This is a genomic window from Pseudomonas sp. B40(2017), assembly GCF_002112855.1.
Taxonomy (GTDB): Bacteria; Pseudomonadota; Gammaproteobacteria; order Pseudomonadales; family Pseudomonadaceae; genus Aquipseudomonas; species Aquipseudomonas pharyngis.
Map to the genome: position 1 here is coordinate 285,097 of NZ_NEIT01000003.1, position 16,725 is coordinate 301,821.

Sequence of the window (16,725 nt, forward strand, 5' to 3'; positions counted from 1 at the left end):
ACTGCTCACACCGATGAGCGGCACCCGTGATGGAAACAGTATGAACTGGACCTGGTTTCACAAGCTCGGCTCGCCCAAGTGGTTCTACGGCATCAGCAGCAAGTTTTTGCCGTGGTTGAGCCTCGCCGCGTTGTTGCTGATCTGCGTTGGCGTCATCTGGGGCCTGGCCTTCGCGCCGCCGGACTATCAGCAAGGCAACAGCTTTCGCATCATCTATATCCACGTTCCCGCCGCGATGCTTGCTCAGTCGATCTACGTGATGCTGGCGGTGTGCGGCGTGGTCGGGCTGGTGTGGAAGATGAAACTGGCCGACGTCGCCCTGCAATGCGCCGCGCCGATCGGTGCCTGGATGACCGCCGTGGCGCTGGTCACCGGGGCGATCTGGGGCAAGCCGACCTGGGGGGCGTGGTGGGTCTGGGACGCGCGCCTGACCTCAATGCTGATTCTGCTGTTCCTGTACTTCGGCGTGATTGCCCTGGGCAACGCCATCAGCAATCGCGACAGCGCCGCCAAGGCCTGCGCGGTGCTGGCCATCGTCGGCGTGATCAACATTCCGATCATCAAATACTCGGTGGAGTGGTGGAACACCCTGCACCAGGGCGCGACCTTTACCCTCACCGAAAAACCGGCGATGCCCGTCGAGATGTGGCTGCCGCTGCTGCTGACGGTGCTGGGTTTCTACTGTTTCTTCGGCGCGGTGCTGTTGTTGCGCATGCGCCTTGAAGTGCTCAAGCGCGAAGCCCGCGCCAGTTGGGTCAAAGAAGAAGTGCAGAACAGCCTGGAGGCCGCTCGATGAGTTTCGCGTCATTCGGCGACTTCCTCGCCATGGGCCATCACGGCCTGTATGTCTGGTCGGCCTACGGCATCTGTCTGGCGGTACTGATCCTCAACGTGGCGGCGCCGATCGCGGCCCGCAAGCGTTATCTGCAACAAGAGGCGCGTCGTCTGCGCCGGGAGAACGGCAAGTGAATCCGCTGCGTAAAAAGCGTCTGATCATCATCCTGGCAATTCTGGTCGGGGTCGGCGCTGCCGTCGGCCTGGCCCTGAGCGCCCTGCAGCAGAACATCAACCTGTTTTACACGCCGACCCAGATCGCCAACGGCGAAGCGCCGCAGGACACCCGCATCCGCGCCGGCGGCATGGTCGAGAAGGGCTCGCTGCAACGCTCCACGGATTCCCTGGACGTCAAATTCGTGGTCACCGACTTCAACAAGTCCGTGACCATCACCTATCGCGGGATCCTGCCGGACCTGTTCCGCGAAGGGCAGGGCATCGTCGCGCTGGGCAAGCTCAACGCCGACGGCGTGGTGGTTGCCGATGAAGTGCTGGCCAAGCACGACGAGAAATACATGCCGCCGGAAGTGACCAAAGCCCTGAAGGACAGCGGTCAATCCGCGCCAACCCCTGCGAAGGAGGGTTGATCGATGACATCCAGCATTTTCATTCCCGAACTCGGCCATCTGGCCATGATCCTGGCGCTGTGTTTCGCGCTGGTGCAGGCGGTGGTGCCGTTGCTCGGTGCCTGGCGCGGCGACCGTCTGTGGATGGGCCTCGCCCAACCGGCCGCGTGGGGGCAGTTCGCGTTCCTGCTGTTCGCCTTCGGTTGCCTGACCTATGCGTTCATGACCGACGACTTCTCCGTGGCCTACGTCGCGATGAACTCCAACAGCGCGCTGCCGTGGTACTACAAGTTCAGCGCCGTGTGGGGCGCCCACGAAGGGTCGCTGCTGCTGTGGGCGTTGATCCTCGGCGGCTGGACCTTCGCGGTGTCGGTGTCCTCGCGGCAACTGCCGCAAGTCATGCTCGCTCGTGTGCTGGCGGTGATGGGCATGATCAGCACCGGTTTTCTGCTGTTCCTGATCCTCACCTCCAACCCCTTCTCGCGGATCCTGCCGCAGATCCCGGCCGATGGTCGTGACCTCAATCCATTGCTGCAGGACATCGGTTTGATCGTGCATCCGCCGATGCTCTACATGGGTTACGTCGGTTTCTCGGTTGCGTTTGCTTTCGCCATCGCCGCATTGCTCGGCGGTCGTCTCGATGCTGCCTGGGCACGCTGGTCGCGTCCGTGGACCATCGTCGCGTGGGCCTTCCTCGGCATCGGCATCACCCTCGGTTCGTGGTGGGCCTATTACGAACTCGGCTGGGGCGGCTGGTGGTTCTGGGACCCGGTGGAAAACGCCTCGTTCATGCCATGGCTGGTGGGCACGGCGCTGATTCACTCGCTGGCGGTCACCGAGAAACGTGGCGTGTTCAAGAGCTGGACGGTGTTGCTGGCGATTGCCGCGTTCTCCCTGAGCCTGCTCGGTACTTTCCTTGTGCGTTCCGGCGTGCTGACCTCGGTACACGCGTTTGCTTCGGATCCTGAGCGCGGCGTGTTCATCCTGATCTTCCTGCTGTTTGTGGTCGGCGGTTCGCTGACCCTGTTCGCGCTGCGTGCGCCAGTGGTCAAGAGCCAGGTCGGCTTCAACCTGTGGTCGCGGGAAACCCTGCTGCTGGGTAACAACCTCGTGCTGGTCGTGGCCGCGTCGATGATCCTGCTCGGCACCCTGTATCCGCTGATTCTCGATGCGATCAGCGGCGCCAAGCTGTCGGTCGGCCCGCCGTACTTCAACGCGTTGTTCATTCCGTTGATGGCGCTGTTGATGTTGGTGATGGCGGTCGGTGTGATCGTGCGCTGGAAAGACACCCCGGTGAAATGGCTGGTCAGCATGCTGACCCCGGTGCTGCTGGGCAGTGTTGCGCTGGCGGTGGTGGCCGGTGTCGCCTACGGCGATTTCAACTGGGCCGTCATCGCGACGTTCCTGCTCGCGGCCTGGGTGTTGCTGGCCGGTGTGCGCGATATCTTCGACAAGACTCGTCACAAAGGCCTGATCAAAGGCCTGCCGACCCTGACCCGCAGCTACTGGGGCATGCAGATCGCCCACCTCGGGATCGCCGTCTGCGCGCTGGGCGTGGTGTTGTCGAGCCAGAACAGTGCCGAGCGTGACCTGCGCCTGGCGCCGGGCGAGTCGATGGACCTGGCCGGTTATCAGTTCGTGTTCGAAGGGGCCAAGCACTTCGAAGGCCCGAACTTTACCTCCGACAAGGGCACCGTCCGGGTGATCCGCAACGGTCAGGAAATCAGCGTGCTGCACCCGGAAAAACGCCTGTACACCGTGCAGAACTCGGTGATGACCGAGGCCGGGATCGACGCCGGTTTCACCCGCGACCTCTACGTCGCCCTGGGCGAACCGCTGGGCGATGGCGCCTGGGCGGTGCGGGTGCATGTCAAACCGTTCGTGCGCTGGATCTGGTTCGGCGGTCTGCTGACCGGTTTCGGTGGTCTGCTGGCGGCGCTGGATCGGCGTTATCGAGTGAAGGTCAAAGCCCGCGTGCGTGAAGCGCTGGGCATGGAAGGAGCCGCTGCATGAGACGTTGGTTGATGCTGGTGCCATTGGCGATTTTCCTGCTGGTGGCCGTATTCCTTTATCGCGGTCTGTACCTGGATCCGGCGGAGCTGCCGTCGGCGATGATCGGCAAGCCGTTCCCGGAGTTTTCGCTGCCGGCAGTGCAGGGCGACAAGACCCTGACCAAGTCCGACATTCTCGGCAAACCGGCACTGGTTAACGTCTGGGGCACCTGGTGCATTTCCTGCCGGGTCGAGCACCCGGTGCTGAACAAGCTCGCCGAGCGCGGCGTGGTGATCTACGGCATCAACTACAAGGACACCAACGCCGATGCGTTGAAGTGGCTGGCCGAATTCCACAATCCGTATCAACTGGACATCCGCGACGACGAAGGCTCGCTGGGCCTGAACCTCGGTGTCTACGGTGCGCCGGAAACCTTCTTCATCGACGCCAAGGGCATCATCCGCGACAAGTACGTCGGGGTGATCGACGAGCAGGTCTGGCGGGAAAAACTGGCGGCCAAGTATCAGGCGCTGGTCGACGAGGCCAAGCCATGAAGCGCTTCTTAGCTGCCATGGTGCTGGGCTTGAGCCTGGCCGGGGTGGCCCACGCGGCCATCGACACTTACGAGTTTGCCAAAGAAGGCGATCGCGAGCGTTTTCGCGAACTGACCAAGGAACTGCGCTGCCCCAAGTGCCAGAACCAGGACATCGCCGACTCCAACGCGCCGATTGCCGCTGACCTGCGCAAAGAGATTTTCCGCATGCTCGGCGAAGGCAAGGACAATCAGCAGATCATCGACTTCATGGTCGACCGCTACGGTGATTTCGTCCGCTACAAACCGGCGCTCAATGCCAAGACCGCTTTGCTCTGGTTCGGCCCGGCCGGCCTGTTGCTGGGTGGGTTCGTGGTGATTGCCGTGATCGTCCGCCGCCGTCGCGGGCAGCGCGCCGAGACGCCGCAATCGCTGTCCCCTGAAGAGCGTCAGCGCCTCGACCAACTGTTGGATAAAAACCAAGAATGATTGATTTCTGGCTTGCCGCAGGGCTGTTGCTTCTGGTCGCCCTGAGTTTTCTGCTGATCCCCGTCCTGCGTGAACGTCGCGCCCAGCGTGAAGAGGATCGAACCGCCCTCAACGTCGCGCTGTATCAGGAACGCGTCGCCGAACTGCAATCGCAGCAGGCCGAAGGCATTCTCGATGCTGCGCAAATGGACAGCGGCCGTGCCGAAGCGGCCCGGGAACTGCTGGCCGACACCGAAGGTGTGGCGCCGGCGCGGGTTTCGCGTTTGGGTAAACCACTTCCATTGCTGGCAGCCGTACTGGTGCCGGTGTTGGGCCTCGGCCTGTACCTGCACTTTGGGGCGAGCGACAAGGTCGAACTGACCCGGGAATTCGCCCAGGCGCCGCAGTCGATGGAAGAGATGACTCAGCGTCTGGAGCGCGCAGTTGCTGCGCAGCCGGATTCGGCTGAAGGCGTGTATTTCCTCGGTCGCACCTACATGGCCCAGGATCGTCCGGCAGACGCGGCGAAGATGTTCGAACGCGCGGTCAATCTCGCTGGTCGTCAGCCGGAGCTGCTCGGTCAGTGGGCGCAGGCCCAATATTTCGCCGACAACAAGAAATGGTCGGACAAGGTACAGGCCCTGACCGATGAAGCGCTGAAAGCCGATCCGAAAGAAGTCACCAGTCTTGGCCTGTTGGGTATCGCCGCGTTCGAAGGCGAGCGTTATCAGGAAGCCATCGACTACTGGAACCGTCTGCTGGCGCAACTGCCGCCACAGGACAAATCCCGCGAGGCCCTGCAGGGCGGCATCACCCGCGCCACCGAGAAACTGCAGGCCAGCGGCGGCAAGGTCGCCCAGGTACCGGCGGCAAAAGCGGCGGCGCTGTTGAAAGTGCGTGTGGATCTGGCCAGCGAGCTCAAAGCCAAGGTGCAACCGGGCGACAGCGTGTTCATTTTTGCCCGTGCGGTTTCCGGCCCTCCAGCGCCGCTGGCAGCCAAGCGCCTGACCGTCGCCGATCTGCCGGTCACCGTGGAACTGGGCGATGCCGACGCGATGATGCCGCAATTGAAACTGTCGAACTTCCCCGAAGTCCAACTGGTTGCGCGCATCTCCCGTGCCGGTCAACCGACCGCCGGTGAGTGGGTCGGTCGCAGCGGGCCTCTGGCCAGCAGCACCACCGCGCCGCAGACACTGACCATCGACAGCCCGGACAAATAGCCGGAACCAACAGGAAAGCACCGCCATGAACGCCATCGCCCGAATCACAGTCCTCACACTGGCCCTGGGCTTGAGCGCATGTGCGGTGCAACGACCGGAGCCGACCACCAGGCTGCCGCCGATCCCGCCGTCACAACCCAGCCCGACCCCGTCGACCAGCCCGACGCCGAGCAAACCGGGCATCCCGGCCAAACCCGCCAAACCCATCCCGCGCACCTCCGCCAGCTTCGCCCCGCCACCGGGCGGCAACAGCCACTGGGACCAGAAACTGGGCGTTTACGTGCTCGACGACCAGACCAACACCTTCTACCGTCAGCGCACCTACTACCGCTGGAACAACGGCTGGAGCCGCTCGATCAGCCCCAACGGCCCGTGGGAAGAAACCAACATCCACGGCGTACCGGCGGGACTGGGCAAGCAGTTCGGGGAGTAATGAAAAACGGCGATCTCAGGATCGCCGTTTTGCTGTGTGGAGTAATGAGCTTTCAAAGAATCGCGTGATAGCCGCTGAGTGCCTGGACCGACTTAACCAAGCCTTGTCGTTGCAGTAGATCAAGAAAAGGTTCGACGTCCATGGCAGGCATTTTCAGCTGCCGACGCTGCTTTTGGGCCGCTGCAACCACTGCTGCCGGATCAAGCCCCAAGAGGTTGTCGACGAACTCGTCCGGATGTTGCGCTTCGATGCCGAAAGGCTCCAGCGCTTTGCAGGGAAAGTCTTTCTGGTTGAACGTCACTATCACGCTTGCGCCGCAACGGATTGCCGCCGCTAGAACATGACGATCATCGCAGTCGGGCAAGGTGAGGCCGGCAATCAGGTCTTCATAGTCATGGACACAGGCGTCGGGTATCGCTTGATCCATCAGGCCTGACGTACGATCCAGCTGTTCCATCGTCAGGTCAGGGCGGTTCTTCAGCAGATTGCGTTTCCATTCGCAGTGAATCTCCTGGGTCCATCTCGCCCGAAATCGCCCCGAGAGGGCAAGCCACATGAGGAAGTCTCTCAAGGGGGCGGGGTACAAGACGCATGCATCGTACAAAGCAGTAAAAGAGGAATGCCTCACTCGTATCCTGTCCTTAACGCCTGAGCTTGCTCTGCGAGAAGCGCCATTGCCTGCTCGCTGGCGATGGTGCGCCGGTTCTTATAGTCCATCAGATCGGCAAAGCGCACACGTCGGTGCTTGCCTGTTTTGTGGTAGGACAACTCGCCGCTTTCCAGCAGTTTTATGAGGTGTGGACGTGAGACGTTGAGCAGGTCCGCGGCTTCCTGGGTCGTCAATTCGGCATGCACCGGTACGACCTGAACCGCGTTGCCTGCTGCCAGCTCCGCCAGAATGTCGATCAGCAAGCGCAGGGCCGAGGTGGGCAGTTCGACGCGATGAGCTTCGTTCTGCTCGTCGAAAATCTGGATGTGCTGAGTCTCGAAATGGGTCGCAAGGTAAGCGGCCAGGGCACGCTGTCCTTCAATGGCGGCTTTGACTTCGCGTTCTACGGGGAGGCTGATGGAGGGATGAATAACGGTCGACATGGCGAGTCCGGCTTTGGAAATGAGGAATGCCGGAACGTTATTCGAAATAAGCGAAAATCGCAATAAACGAAACAAGTGTGGGTTTTATGGTTTTTTCGTCAATAACCCCCTGCACATATTCAATGAACGCCCGCGCCTTGACACTGGCCAGCCTACCCGTCGGAAACACCGCCGACAGATAGTCAAAACATCCTGCAAAACAACCAACGTTGTGTCACAACCTTCCGCAGGCTACTAAAGGTATCTCTAGAGTTACTTTAATGGTCGAGGCTACTTCACAATGCAATACCCAATCTGCATCGAGTGGGGTGACGAGAACACCGCCATCGGGATTCAGATCCCCGATATTCCCGGCGCGATTACTGCCGGAGATACGTTTGAGGATGCCTACAACGCGGCCGTCGAGATTGCCCACATCATGCTGCAGGAGATCGCGGCGGATGGTGATTTGATTCCGATGCCGACTTCGGCGGCCACCCATCGCAACAACCCGGAGTTTGCCGACATGGGCTGGGGCATGCTCGAGCTGGACATCTCGCCGTACATGGGCAAGACCGAAAAGGTCAACGTGACGTTGCCGGGCTATGTCATCCAGCGCATTGACCGCTATGTGCGTGAACACAATGTCAAAAGCCGCTCCTCTTTTCTGGCGGATGCCGCCATGGAAAAACTGGTCCGGCATTGAACCTCGAGCCCTGTCGGATCAGCGATCCGACAGGGCTTTTCAGATGCTAGGCCGTTGCCAGAACAGGCTTTTTCGAAGCACTCAAAAACCGCACCAGCGCCAGCAGCGGGAACGCGCTGCCGACAATCACGATCCACAACCAGCCGCCATGTTCGTACACCGCACTCGCCACCGACGAGCCGAAGGCGCCGCCGACGAAGATGCTGGTCATGTACAGCGCGTTCAGGCGGCCGCGGCTTTTGGCGTCGAGAGAGTAGACCGCGCGCTGGCCGAGCACCATGTTCATCTGTACGCAGAAGTCGAGTACCACGCCGGTCACGGCCAGGCCGATCACGCTGTAGGCCGGGTGGATGAAGGCGGGCAGGAAGCTCAGGCTGGCGAACAGCATGGCCAGCAGCGAGGCGATGCGGGTGTGGCCGGCATCGGCCAGGCGTCCGCTGATCGGCGCGGCGATGGCACCGATCGCGCCGACCAGGGCGAAGATCGCAATTTCACTCTGGGACAGGCCATGGTTGCGCGCCAGTTCCAGCGGCACGGCGGTCCAGAACAGGCTGAACGTGGCGAACATGCAGGCCTGGTAAAACGCCCGCTGACGCAGCACCGGTTGTTTGCGCAGCAGCGTCCACAACGAACCCAGCAACTGGCCGTAGGACGCGCTGTGATCCGGTTGGCGCTTGGGCACGGTCAGCGCCAGCACCACGCTGATCGCCGCCATCAAGGCGGCTGCGATCATGAACATCGCCCGCCAGCCCAGATGGTCGGCGACCACGCTCGACACTGGCCGCGCCAGCAGAATCCCCAGCAGCAGACCGCCCATGATCCCGCCGACCACCCGGCCACGGGATTCCTCCGGCGCCAAGTGCGCCGCCAATGGAATCAACACCTGCACCGACACCGAGCTGAACCCCACCAGCAACGAGATCAGCAGGAACACATTCGGTTGATCGGTAAACGCCGCGCCGAGCAGGCTGGCAATCGCCACCACGGTGGTGATGATCATCAACCGGCGGTTTTCCAGCAGATCCGCCAGTGGCACCAGGAAGAACAGGCCCAGCGCATAGCCGATCTGGGTCAGCGACACGATGAAACTGGCCATGGTGTCGCTCAGGCCGATGTCCGGCGCGATCAGACCGATGATCGGCTGGGCGTAGTAGATGTTGGCAACGATGGCGCCGCAGCAGAAAGCGAACAGCAGCACCATGCCTCGGGTCATTGCGTGAGTTGTGGCGGTCATAGGGTTTCTCGATCCAGCGAAAAGGAATGCGGTGAGGCTAAGGGACGGGCCGAGCCGGCAGTAGAGGCTTCTGATCGATATCAGTTATTCCGTTGCGGAACAGGTGGCGCCGAACAATCCATTGTTCATCGGCGAACCTTGCGTCCGACCGTTGAGCGTCGATGATACATTCACTTACATCTTGTTCGATAGCGTGCTTATGTTGTGACCGGTTTTCAGCGTTCATCAACGGAGGATTGCGATGTTTCGTCAGTTGCTTCGCCACACCACAACGATTGCCCTGATCAGTCTGCTCGGCGCCACGGCCGTGCAGGCCGCCGAAGCGCCCGGCATGCGCATGGGCGTGCGCGGCGAGATCACCGGGGTCAGTCCCGACTCGCTCAAGGTTCACGTCAACAGCGGTGAAAACGTGGTGGTCCAGTTGACCCCGGACACCAAGGTCCGTGCGGTCACCCTGGCCAACATCGAAGACATCAAGCCCGGCAGCTACATCGGCTCGGCCGCCATTCCCCAGGAGGATGGCACGCTCAAGGCGCTGGAGGTTCACGTGTTCCCGCCGGAGCTGGCCGGCAGCGGCGATGGTCATCGGCCGTTCGACCTGGCCAAGGGCAGCAGCATGACCAATGGCAGCGTCGGCGATCTGGTGGTTAGCAACGGCCGGGTGCTGACCGTCAACTACAAGGGCGGCCAGCAGAAGATCCTGGTGCCGGAGGACGTGCCGATCGTCAACCTGACGCCGGGTGATCGCAGCCTGCTCAAGGTCGGGGTGAAGATCGTCACCTTCGTGACCCAGAGCGCGGACGGCACGCTGACCGCGCAATCGATCTCGGCGGGCAAGGATGGCGTCAAGCCGCCGATGTAAACGCCCACAAAAAAGGCGACCTCTGCAGGTCGCCTTTTTCATGTCAGCTCAAGCCTTATTGGCCGTTGTAGATCTGGTCGAAGACTCCGCCATCGTTGAAGTGGGTCTTCTGCACGGTGCGCCAGTCGCCGAAGGTCTTCTCGACCGACAGGAAGTCGACTTTCGGGAAGCGATCGGTGTATTTGGCCAGTACCGCCGGGTCACGTGGACGCAGGTAGTTGGCGGCGGCGATTTCCTGACCTTGCGGCGACCACAGGAACTTCAGGTATTCCTCGGCAGCGGCGCGGGAGCCTTTCTTCTCGACCACTTTGTCGACCACCGACACCGGCGGCTCGGCTTCAGCGGAAACGCTTGGGTAGATGACTTCGAACTGGTCGCGGCCGAACTCGCGGGCGATCATTTCGGCTTCGTTCTCGAAGGTCACCAGCACGTCACCGATCTGGTTGGTCATGAACGTGGTGGTGGCGGCGCGGCCACCGGTGTCCAGCACTGGCGCCTGCTTGAACAGCTTGCCGACGAAGTCCTTGGCCTTGTTTTCGTCACCGCCGTTTTTCAGCACGTAGCCCCAGGCCGACAGGTAGGTGTAGCGGCCGTTACCCGAGGTTTTCGGGTTCGGCACGATCACTTGCACGCCGTCCTTGAGCAGGTCCGGCCAGTCTTTCAGGGCTTTCGGGTTGCCCTTGCGGACGATGAATACGGTGGCCGAGGTGAACGGCGCACTGTTGTTCGGCAGCCGAGTGACCCAGTCCTTTGGCACCAATTGGCCGTTGTCGGCCAGGGCGTTGATGTCGGTGGCCATGTTCATGGTGATGACGTCAGCCGGCAGGCCGTCGATCACCGAACGGGCTTGCTTGCTCGAACCGCCGAAAGACATCTGCACCGTAATGTTTTCGTTGTGTTCGGCCTGCCAGTGTTTCTGGAACGCAGTGTTGTAGTCCTTGTAGAAATCGCGCATCACGTCGTAGGACACGTTGAGCAGGGTCGGTGCGGCCTGAGCCACGCTGCCGAAGGCAAGACCTGCGGCGAGAAGTGAGGCGCCAAAGAGTTTTTTCACTGCGCATTCCTTGTTCTGTGGGGGTGTTTTTGACAATGATAAGGCCATTTGCCAGCGACTATAGCGGGCCGCGCATAGTCGCTTAAAGATTAAAAAGAACTTTGCTTATTCCATTTTCTTGAATAACGGATTACCGCATCGCGAACAGAATGCGGCGCCGCTTTCATGGCTCTTTTTCTGGCAAACCGGGCAGTCGTGTTGCAACTGTTCACCACGCATCGCATTGGCCAGTTCGGCGGTGAAGATCCCGGTGGGTACCGCGATGATCGAGTAACCAGTGATCATCACCAGCGACGAAATCACCTGGCCCAACGGAGTCTTCGGCACGATGTCGCCGAAGCCGACGGTGGTCAGGGTCACGATAGCCCAATAGATGCCCTTGGGAATGCTGGTGAAGCCGTGTTCCGGGCCTTCGATTACGTACATCAACGTGCCGAACACGGTTACGAGTGTGCAGACGCTCACCAGAAACACCACGATCTTCTGCTTGCTGCCACGCAGCGCCGACATCAGGTAGTTGGCTTGCTTGAGGTACGGACTGAGTTTGAGGACGCGGAAAATCCGCAGCATCCGGATGATCCGGATAATCAGCAAATACTGCGCATCGCTGTAGTACAGCGCGAGGATGCCCGGCACGATCGCCAGCAGATCCACCAATCCGTAAAAACTGAAGGCATAGCGCAACGGTTTGGGCGAGCAGTACAGACGCAGGATGTACTCGCCGGCAAAGATGATGGTGAACCCCCACTCGATATACGCCAGCACATCGGCGTAATTGCGGTGAACGCTGTCGATGCTGTCGAGCATCACGATCACCAGGCTGGCGAGAATGATCAACAGCAGGATGCCGTCGAAACGTCGCCCGGCGGGGGTGTCGCTCTGGAAAATCATGACGTAAAGCTGTTCACGCCAGTGCTGGTTACTGTCCATGGATCACGCCTGAATCAAAGATCAGCGCAGCCTAGGTTGATTCTCCCCGCGAGCGCAAGGCGCGCCGCTGATCTGCGGTTGCTGCATCAGGCGAATGCCGGTGCGCAGCAGCCAGCAGGCGAGAATGAACGGTGCCGTGAGGGTTGCCAGACCCAGGGCACTGAACAGCGGCGTCAACAGCAGCGCCAGGCCGATGCCGAACAGCGGCAGCCACGGTTGCTGGCGCTGGGTGCTGAAGGCGAGGGCGGCGAGGACTGCGTTGTAACCACCCAGACCCAGCAACGCGATTTGGCTGTCGTGGTGCAACAGACTGGAACCCAGGCCGATTACCGAAGCCAGCAGCGCCCAGGCAAAAGCCCGGCGATCGGCAATCAACAAGCCGGCAGCGATCAATCCACCGGCCAACGGATGGTCGAGGAACATCACTTGACCGAAGCCTTTCAGGCCGGCACCGAGCAGGTTCACGGTATTCAGTTCAAGCGCCGGTGCGGCGGACAAAGGCTCGGCGAAACACAGGAACAGCCAGCTCAGCAATACGAACGGCGCGGTGTAGGCGGGCAGGTACTCGGTGAGGCGTGCGCGTTTGAGCCACTGCTGCGTGATCATCGCGCTCAGTCCGCCAGCCGCCAGAATCAGCGGCGGCAGCATCGGCGACCAGGGGAAATACAGGCTCAGCAACAGGCCGACCAACACGCCGTTGTAGCTGAACAGTCCGGCCTGACGATCCGCCTTGGCGTAGTTGCGTCGTTGCGCGGTGAGCAAACCGGCGACCGCGCCGAGCAGCGCGCCGGCGAACAGCACCGGCGCGGTAAATAAAATGGCCAAAAGGCACAGGAGTCCACACAGCGGATGACGCTGGAGGAAGATTTGACTGAAGCCGTTGAGCAAAGCCTCGGCCCAGTCAGGGCAGTGGGTGTTGAAATGATTGGCAGGCATGGCAGTTCTAAAATGTCAGTGAAACCGAGTGCCCGCATCGCCAGCAGGCTGGCTCCCACATTGAATCTTTGTTCAGTCATTGAGTTTGTGGTGCACACAAATCAACTGTGGGAGCGAGCCTGCTCGCGAAGAGGCCGGTGAGGCGTCAAATCAATGTTTCGATCCGCAGCGAATTAGTCGACCCCGGCTGCCCGAACGGCACACCCGCGGTGATCAGCAACGTATCGCCACGCTCGGCCATTCCTTGCGCCTGAGCGATTTCCAGCGCGGTCGAGCACACCTCATCCACCTGACGCAGGCGATCATTGACCACCGAATGAATGCCCCACGCCACGCTGAGGCGGCGGGCGGTCTGCAGGTTCGGCGTCAGGTTGAGGATCGGCGCTTTCGGCCGCTCCCGCGCCGTACGCAGACTCGATGCACCGGACTCGCTGTAGTTGACCAGCACCGCCACCGGCAGCACGTTGCTGATCCGGCGGATCGCGCAGCTGATCGCATCGGACACCGTCGCCTCGGCTTTCGGCCGGCTGACGTCGAGTTGGGTCTGGTAGTCCGGACCGTTCTCCACCTGGCGGATGATCTTGCTCATCATCTGCACGGCTTCCAGCGGGTACTCGCCGGACGCGGTTTCCGCCGACAGCATCACCGCATCGGCGCCTTCGGCCACGGCGTTGGCCACGTCGGTGACTTCGGCGCGGGTCGGCGCCGGGGAGAAGCGCATCGACTCGAGCATCTGCGTCGCCACCACCACCGGTTTGCCGAGGTGGCGGCAGGTGGTGATGATGTTTTTCTGGATCTGCGGCACGCTTTCGGCCGGCACTTCCACGCCCAGGTCACCGCGAGCCACCATGATCGCGTCGCTCAGTTCGGCGATCTCGCGCAGTTGCTCGACGGCCGACGGCTTCTCGATTTTCGCCATCAGGAACGCCTTGTCGCCGATCAGCGCGCGGGCCTCGATGATGTCTTGCGGACGCTGCACGAACGACAACGCGACCCAGTCCACACCCAGCTCCAGACCGAAGCTCAGATCGCGACGATCCTTGGTGGTCAGCGGGCTCAGATCGAGCACCGCTTGCGGCACGTTCACGCCTTTGCGATCCGACAGTTCGCCGCCATTGAGCACGGTGGTGTCGATCGCGTCGGAGTATTTGGTGACGACCCGCAGACGCAGTTTGCCGTCATCGAGCAGCAGATCCATCCCGGCTTCCAGCGCCGCGATGATCTCCGGGTGCGGCAGGCTCACCCGGCGCTCATCGCCCGGCGTTGCGTCCAGATCAAGGCGGAACGCCTGACCGCGATGCAACTGAACCTTGCCGTCAGCGAACTTGCCGACCCGCAGTTTCGGCCCTTGCAGGTCCATCAGGATCCCGAGCGGGTAGTTGAGCTGGCGCTCGACTTCGCGGATCCACTGATAGCGCTTGGCGTGGTCGGCGTGATCGCCGTGGCTGAAGTTGAGGCGGAAGATATTGACCCCGGCCTCGACCAGCTCGCGGATGTCTTCGATGCCGTCGACGGCAGGCCCGAGGGTGGCGAGGATTTTGACCTTTTTATCAGGCGTCATGATTTAGAGCTCTCGAGGATCAGGATGGCGCGGAAGTCGTTGACGTTGGTGCGGGTCGGTTCGGTGACGATCAGCGCATCGAGCGCCGCGAAGTAGCCGTAACCGTTGTTGTTATCCAGCTCGTCGCTGGCGCTCAGGCCCAGGGCGGCGGCACGGGCATAGCTGTCCGGGGTCATGATCGCGCCGGCGTTATCTTCCGAGCCGTCGATGCCGTCGGTGTCGCCGGCCAGCGCATAGACGCCGGGCTGGCCCTTGAGGCTGTCGGTGAGGCTGAGGAGGAATTCGGCGTTGCGTCCGCCCCGGCCATTGCCGCGCACGGTCACCGTGGTTTCGCCACCGGAGAGGATTACGCACGGTGCAGCCAGTGGCTGGCCGTGATGGATGATCTGGCGCGCGATGCCGGCGTGGACTTTCGCCACTTCACGGGATTCGCCTTCCAGGTCGCCGAGGATCAGCGTGCTGAAACCGGCCTGACGGCATTTCACCGCCGCCGCATCCAGCGATTGCTGAGGGCGGGCGATCAACTGGAAGTGACTGCGGGCCAGGCTCGGATCGCCGGGTTTGACGGTTTCCGATTCCGGGCTTTGCAGCCAGCTGCGCACCGACGCCGGAATCTCGATACCGTAGCGCTTGATGATGGCCAGCGCTTCGGCGCTGGTGCTCGGGTCGGCCACGGTCGGGCCGGAGGCGATGACCGTGGCGAGATCGCCCGGTACATCGGAAATCGCGTAGGTGTAAACAGTCGCCGGCCAGCAGGCCTTGCCCAGGCGTCCGCCCTTGATCGCCGAGAGGTGCTTGCGCACGCAGTTCATCTCGCCGATGGTCGCGCCGGATTTGAGCAGGGCTTTATTGATCGATTGCTTGTCGGCCAGGGTGATGCCTTCGGCCGGCAGCGCCAGCAGAGCAGAGCCGCCACCGGACAGCAGGAAAATCACGCGGTCGTCTTCGCTCAGATTGCTGACCAGTTCCAGCACGCGTTTGGCCACGGCCAGACCGGCAGCGTCCGGCACGGGGTGCGCGGCTTCGACCACTTCGATTTTTTCGCACGGGGCGCCGTGACCGTAGCGGGTCACCACAAGGCCCGAGACTTCACCTTCCCAGCAGCGCTCGACCACTTGCGCCATGGCCGCGGCAGCCTTGCCGGCGCCGATGACGATCACGCGACCTGTGCGATCGGCCGGCAGATGCGCTTCGAGGACCTGGTTCGGATGGGCCGCGTCGATGGCTGTGGCAAACAGCTCGCGCAGCAGTTGTTGCGGATCGACCGACATGGCGGGCTCCCGGAATTCTTGTTATTCGAAAGGGCAACTCGGAACCCTGTGGGAGCTAGCCTGCTAGCGATTCAGGCGCTGAGGTCTGGCAGACACTCCGCGTCGATTCCATCGCCAGCAGGCTGGCTCCCACAGGTTTGATGCAGGTTGGGGCAGGGCTTACTTCTTGTCGCGAATCGAGAAGTTGGCCATGTGTTCCAGGCCCTTGATCAGCGCCGAGTGGTCCCAGTTGCTGCCACCGATGGCCGCGCAGGTGCTGAACACTTGCTGGGCGTTGGCGGTGTTCGGCAGGTTGATGTTCAGCTCCTTGGCGCCTTGCAGGGCCAGGTTCAGGTCCTTCTGGTGCAGGCTGATGCGGAAGCCCGGATCGAAGGTGCCCTTGATCATGCGCTCACCGTGCACTTCGAGGATCTTCGAGGAGGCGAAGCCACCCATCAGCGCTTCACGCACCTTGGCCGGATCGGCACCGTTTTTCGAAGCGAACAGCAGGGCTTCGGCCACGGCCTGAATGTTCAGGGCAACGATGATCTGGTTCGCCACCTTGGCGGTCTGACCGTCGCCATTGCCACCAACCAGGGTGATGTTCTTACCCATGGCCTGGAACAGCGGCAGTGCGCGTTCGAAGGCATCGGCGTCGCCACCGACCATGATGCTCAGGGTTGCAGCCTTGGCGCCGACTTCACCGCCGGACACCGGAGCGTCGAGGTATTGCGCGCCTTTCTCGTTGATCTTCGCGGCGAAAGCCTTGGTGGCGGTCGGCGAGATCGAGCTCATGTCGATCACGACTTTGCCTTTGCCGATACCGGCCGCGACGCCGTCGGCGCGGAACAGCACGTCGTCGACCTGGGGGGTATCCGGCACCATCACGATAATGAATTCAGCTTCCTGGGCCACTTCTTTCGGGTTGGCCAGGGCAACGGCGCCAGCGGCGACCAGGTCGGCAGGGGCGGCGTCGTGGTGCGCCGACAGGAACAGGCTGTGACCGGCTTTCTGCAGGTTCGCCGCCATTGGGTGGCCCATGATGCCGGTGCCGATGAATCCGATTTTAGCCATGA

General features: G+C 61.8%; 19 protein-coding genes. 10 read left to right on the forward strand and 9 right to left on the reverse strand.

Going from position 1 to position 16,725, the window contains the following annotated elements:
- Positions 1-40: 40 nt before the first annotated feature.
- The 8 genes from ccmC to CAF76_RS08780 are packed head-to-tail and all read left to right on the forward strand — an operon-like array spanning position 41 to position 6,045.
- Entirely contained in the window at positions 41-796 is a 756-nt protein-coding gene (gene ccmC, locus CAF76_RS08745) for a heme ABC transporter permease (RefSeq protein ID WP_085648511.1), read from the forward strand.
- Positions 793-969 (forward strand): heme exporter protein CcmD, encoded by a 177-nt coding sequence (gene ccmD, locus CAF76_RS08750; protein ID WP_011333085.1) that lies wholly within the window; start codon positions 793-795, stop codon positions 967-969. Before ccmC ends, ccmD begins: the two co-directional genes overlap by 4 nt.
- Entirely contained in the window at positions 966-1,421 is a 456-nt protein-coding gene (ccmE, locus tag CAF76_RS08755) for a cytochrome c maturation protein CcmE (protein ID WP_011333086.1), read from the forward strand. The genes ccmD and ccmE overlap by 4 nt, the downstream gene beginning before the upstream one ends.
- Before the next feature lie 3 nt (positions 1,422-1,424).
- Positions 1,425-3,413, forward strand: a complete 1,989-nt coding sequence (locus CAF76_RS08760; RefSeq protein WP_085648510.1) for a heme lyase CcmF/NrfE family subunit — start codon at positions 1,425-1,427, stop codon at positions 3,411-3,413.
- Positions 3,410-3,946, forward strand: a complete 537-nt coding sequence (locus CAF76_RS08765) for a DsbE family thiol:disulfide interchange protein (RefSeq protein WP_039769747.1) — start codon at positions 3,410-3,412, stop codon at positions 3,944-3,946. Before CAF76_RS08760 ends, CAF76_RS08765 begins: the two co-directional genes overlap by 4 nt.
- Positions 3,943-4,413 (forward strand): cytochrome c-type biogenesis protein, encoded by a 471-nt coding sequence (locus CAF76_RS08770; RefSeq protein WP_011333089.1) that lies wholly within the window; start codon positions 3,943-3,945, stop codon positions 4,411-4,413. Before CAF76_RS08765 ends, CAF76_RS08770 begins: the two co-directional genes overlap by 4 nt.
- On the forward strand, positions 4,410-5,612 hold the full coding sequence (ccmI, locus tag CAF76_RS08775) for a c-type cytochrome biogenesis protein CcmI (protein ID WP_085648509.1): 1,203 nt from the start codon (positions 4,410-4,412) through the stop codon (positions 5,610-5,612). Before CAF76_RS08770 ends, ccmI begins: the two co-directional genes overlap by 4 nt.
- A 25-nt stretch (positions 5,613-5,637) precedes the next feature.
- The gene (locus CAF76_RS08780; protein ID WP_085648508.1) at positions 5,638-6,045 is read left to right on the forward strand and encodes a hypothetical protein; all 408 of its coding nucleotides are present in this window, start codon (positions 5,638-5,640) and stop codon (positions 6,043-6,045) included.
- Between the two features lie 52 nt (positions 6,046-6,097).
- Here the strand turns inward: CAF76_RS08780 and CAF76_RS08785 are convergent, their stop codons facing one another.
- Both CAF76_RS08785 and CAF76_RS08790 read right to left on the reverse strand, forming a co-directional pair.
- Positions 6,098-6,673: a PIN domain-containing protein gene (locus tag CAF76_RS08785; RefSeq protein ID WP_085648507.1), complete on the reverse strand. Its 576-nt coding sequence runs from the start codon at positions 6,671-6,673 to the stop codon at positions 6,098-6,100.
- Positions 6,670-7,137, reverse strand: coding sequence for a helix-turn-helix domain-containing protein (locus CAF76_RS08790; RefSeq protein WP_085648506.1), 468 nt, complete (start codon positions 7,135-7,137; stop codon positions 6,670-6,672). Before CAF76_RS08790 ends, CAF76_RS08785 begins: the two co-directional genes overlap by 4 nt.
- A gap of 280 nt (positions 7,138-7,417) precedes the next feature.
- Here CAF76_RS08790 and CAF76_RS08795 point away from each other — a divergent pair, with 280 nt between their 5' ends.
- Entirely contained in the window at positions 7,418-7,822 is a 405-nt protein-coding gene (locus CAF76_RS08795) for a type II toxin-antitoxin system HicB family antitoxin (RefSeq protein ID WP_085648505.1), read from the forward strand.
- 46 nt (positions 7,823-7,868) lie between these two features.
- Here CAF76_RS08795 and CAF76_RS08800 read toward each other — a convergent pair whose 3' ends face one another.
- Positions 7,869-9,056: an MFS transporter gene (locus CAF76_RS08800; protein ID WP_085648504.1), complete on the reverse strand. Its 1,188-nt coding sequence runs from the start codon at positions 9,054-9,056 to the stop codon at positions 7,869-7,871.
- A gap of 241 nt (positions 9,057-9,297) precedes the next feature.
- On the opposite strand from CAF76_RS08800, the gene CAF76_RS08805 reads away from it, so the two are divergent.
- Positions 9,298-9,918, forward strand: coding sequence for a DUF5666 domain-containing protein (locus CAF76_RS08805; protein WP_085648503.1), 621 nt, complete (start codon positions 9,298-9,300; stop codon positions 9,916-9,918).
- Positions 9,919-9,973: 55 nt separating this feature from the next.
- Here CAF76_RS08805 and CAF76_RS08810 read toward each other — a convergent pair whose 3' ends face one another.
- From CAF76_RS08810 to CAF76_RS08835, 6 genes are all read right to left on the reverse strand, one after another.
- The gene (locus tag CAF76_RS08810) at positions 9,974-10,972 is read right to left on the reverse strand and encodes a sulfate ABC transporter substrate-binding protein (protein ID WP_085648502.1); all 999 of its coding nucleotides are present in this window, start codon (positions 10,970-10,972) and stop codon (positions 9,974-9,976) included.
- A gap of 105 nt (positions 10,973-11,077) precedes the next feature.
- Positions 11,078-11,902 carry an ion transporter gene (locus CAF76_RS08815; protein ID WP_039769763.1) on the reverse strand — a complete coding sequence of 275 codons (825 nt, stop codon included), beginning with the start codon at positions 11,900-11,902 and terminating at the stop codon, positions 11,078-11,080.
- 21 nt (positions 11,903-11,923) lie between these two features.
- Positions 11,924-12,838 (reverse strand): urea transporter, encoded by a 915-nt coding sequence (locus tag CAF76_RS08820; RefSeq protein ID WP_085648501.1) that lies wholly within the window; start codon positions 12,836-12,838, stop codon positions 11,924-11,926.
- A gap of 145 nt (positions 12,839-12,983) precedes the next feature.
- The gene (gene pyk, locus CAF76_RS08825) at positions 12,984-14,399 is read right to left on the reverse strand and encodes a pyruvate kinase (protein ID WP_085648500.1); all 1,416 of its coding nucleotides are present in this window, start codon (positions 14,397-14,399) and stop codon (positions 12,984-12,986) included.
- Positions 14,396-15,670, reverse strand: coding sequence for a glycerate kinase (locus CAF76_RS08830; RefSeq protein ID WP_085611505.1), 1,275 nt, complete (start codon positions 15,668-15,670; stop codon positions 14,396-14,398). Before CAF76_RS08830 ends, pyk begins: the two co-directional genes overlap by 4 nt.
- Positions 15,671-15,829: 159 nt before the next feature.
- Positions 15,830-16,723 (reverse strand): 2-hydroxy-3-oxopropionate reductase, encoded by an 894-nt coding sequence (locus tag CAF76_RS08835; protein WP_085648499.1) that lies wholly within the window; start codon positions 16,721-16,723, stop codon positions 15,830-15,832.
- Positions 16,724-16,725 lie beyond the last annotated feature (2 nt).